Origin of the sequence: Actinomadura chokoriensis (genome assembly GCF_039529475.1) — a bacterium.
In the GTDB taxonomy this organism is placed as follows: Bacteria; Actinomycetota; Actinomycetes; order Streptosporangiales; family Streptosporangiaceae; genus Spirillospora; species Spirillospora bangladeshensis.
Map to the genome: position 1 here is coordinate 1 of NZ_BAAAMW010000064.1, position 2,249 is coordinate 2,249.

Annotated in this window: 2 protein-coding genes; both read left to right on the plus strand. The window is 70.8% G+C overall.

Annotated elements, in window-relative coordinates; all coding sequences use genetic code 11:
* Positions 1–68: 68 nt before the first annotated feature.
* Positions 69–1,334, plus strand: a complete 1,266-nt coding sequence (gene istA / locus ABFX46_RS43230; protein ID WP_346050434.1) for an IS21 family transposase — start codon at positions 69–71, stop codon at positions 1,332–1,334.
* Positions 1,334–2,179 (plus strand): IS21-like element helper ATPase IstB, encoded by an 846-nt coding sequence (gene istB / locus ABFX46_RS43235; RefSeq protein ID WP_346050436.1) that lies wholly within the window; start codon positions 1,334–1,336, stop codon positions 2,177–2,179. Before istA ends, istB begins: the two co-directional genes overlap by 1 nt.
* Positions 2,180–2,249 lie beyond the last annotated feature (70 nt).

Here is a 2,249-nt window from a genome sequence, read left to right on the forward strand (position 1 = left end):
GTTGTCGGCGACGCGTGAATACTGACCCCCAGGCGACGGCCGAAATCTGACCCCCTCCACTGTGGAGGGTGATCAAGGTGGAGGACTGGGCGGAGATCCGCCGGTTGCACCGGTCCGAGGGCATGCCGATCAAGGCGATCGCCCGGCGGATGGGCATCTCGAAGAACACCGTCAAGCGGGCGCTGGCGGCCGATGAGCCGCCCAAGTACCGGCGGGCGGGGAAGGGATCGATCGTGGACGCGGCCGAGCCGGCGATTCGGGAACTGTTGGCGGAGTTCCCGGACATGCCCGCGACGGTGATCGCCGAGCGGATCGGCTGGGAGCGGTCTATGACGGTGCTCAAGGACCGGGTCCGGGTGCTGCGGCCGCAGTACAAACCGGCCGATCCGGCGTCGCGGACGGCGTATCAGCCTGGCGAGCTGGCCCAATGCGATCTGTGGTTCCCGCCGGCGAAGGTGCCGGTGGGTGCCGGGCAGCAGACCAGTCCGCCGGTGCTGGTGATGGTGTCGGGGTATTCGCGGTGGATGCTGGCGCGGATGCTGCCCTCGCGGGCGGCCGGGGACCTGTTCGCCGGGATGTGGGCGCTGCTGCGCCTGCTGGGCGCGGCGCCCAAGACGCTGGTGTGGGACAACGAGGGCGCGATCGGGCAGTGGCGGGCAGGTGGTCCGGTCCTGACCGCCGAGGCCAACGCGTTCCGCGGCACCCTGGGCATCAGAATCGTGCAGTGCCGCCCCGCCGACCCCGAAGCCAAGGGCCTGGTCGAGCGGGCGAACGAGTATCTGGAGACCTCGTTCATGCCAGGGCGGTCGTTCACCGGCCCGGGCGACTTCAACGCCCAGCTGGAGCACTGGCTGGCGCATCGCGCCAACGTCCGTCACCACCGGCGGATCGAGTGCCGGCCCGCCGACCGGATCGTCACCGATATGGCGGCGATGGTGCCGCTGCCGCCGGTCGCGCCGGTGGTGGGGTGGCGGACCTCGACGCGGCTGGCCCGTGACCACTATGTCCGGGTCGCCTCCAACGACTACTCGGTGCATCCGTCGGTAATCGGGCGGCTGGTCGAGGTCGTCGCCGACCTCGAGCAGGTGACGGTGACCTGCGGTGGGCAGCGGATCGCCGCGCACCCGCGCTGCTGGGCGCTCCACCAGACCATCACCGACCCCGCGCACGCCCAGGCGGCCGCGGCGATGCGGCGGCTGCGGCTGCAGACCGCCCGGCCGCCGGCCGACACCGAGGTCGAGCAGCGGCGGCTGACCGACTACGACGCCCTCCTGGGCATCGACAACCACAGTGCCGAGGACGTCGATGCCGCCGACATCGAGGGGGTGGCCTGATGGCGCCCGGCACCAAGACCACCACCGCGAAAGCCACCGCAGCGGGCGCCGCGACCAGCGCCGGCGGCCGCAATGTCGAGGCCGAACTGGCGTATCTCACCCGGGTGCTCAAGGCGCCGTCGCTGCACGCCGCCGCCGCTCGTCTGGCCGAGCGGGCTCGGGACGAGTCCTGGACGCACGAGGAGTTCCTGGCCGCCTGCCTGCAACGCGAGGTCGCCGCCCGCGAGGCCCACGGCGGCGAGGCCCGCATCCGCACAGCCCGCTTCCCGGCCCGCAAAGCCTTGGAGGACTTCGACTTCGACCACCAGCGGTCGGCCAAACGCGAGGTCATCGCCCACCTGGGCACCTTGGACTTCGTCGCCGCCCGCGAGAACGTCGTCTTCCTGGGCCCGCCGGGAACTGGCAAGACCCACCTGTCGATCGGGCTGGGCATCCGAGCCTGCCAGGCCGGACACCGCGTCGCCTTCGCCACCGCGGCCGAGTGGGTCGCCCGCCTGGCCGACGCGCACGCCGCCGGGCGGCTGCAAGACGAACTGACCCGGCTCGCCCGCGTCCCGGTCCTGATCGTCGACGAGGTCGGCTACATCCCGTTCGAGGCCGAAGCCGCCAACCTGTTCTTCCAGTTGGTCTCGTCCCGTTACGAGCGGGCCTCGCTGATCGTGACCAGCAACAAGCCGTTCGGACGTTGGGGCGAGGTGTTCGGCGACGACGTCGTCGCCGCAGCCATGATCGACCGCCTCGTCCATCACGCCGAGGTCATCAGCCTGAAGGGAGACAGCTACCGCCTCAAGAACCGCGACCTGGGCCGCGTCCCCGCGGCCAACACCACCAACGACGAGCAGTAACGACCGACAACATCAAGGGGGTCAACTTTCAGACGTCGCCAGGGGGTCAGAATTCGGCCGTCGTTGACAG